The following is a 294-nucleotide window of genomic DNA, read 5'->3' as shown; positions in this document are numbered from 1 at the left end:
AGAGCCTGCGCCGTGCCTGCACCCTGGCCCTGCCAGTCACCCTCGTAGCCGCCCTGGCCGCCGGGGCCCGCTTGCGCAGCAGGGTCGTCTTGCCGGCGCCGGAGGGCCCGGTGATGGCGGTGACGCGGCCGGGGGTGAGGGTGAGGGTGGCGTCGGCGAGCAGCGGGGTGTCCCCGAGGGCGACGGACAGGCCCGTGGCACGGGCGGCGGGGCCGCCGGCACGAGCGGCGGGGCCCGCGGCGCTCGGAGCGGGGTCGGTGGCGCTCAGGGCGGGGTCGGTGGCGCTCAGGGCGG

The 294-nt window shown here is 80.6% G+C and carries 1 protein-coding gene; it reads right to left on the bottom strand.

The window, feature by feature from the left end; translation table 11 throughout:
- On the bottom strand, positions 1-294 hold a 294-nt coding region (locus ACFRMQ_RS40805), incomplete at both ends, for an ATP-binding cassette domain-containing protein (RefSeq protein WP_380735992.1).

It is taken from the genome of Kitasatospora sp. NPDC056783 (genome assembly GCF_042789895.1).
In the GTDB taxonomy this organism is placed as follows: domain Bacteria; phylum Actinomycetota; class Actinomycetes; order Streptomycetales; family Streptomycetaceae; genus Kitasatospora.
This window is presented reverse-complemented; position numbering and strand designations above follow the sequence as displayed.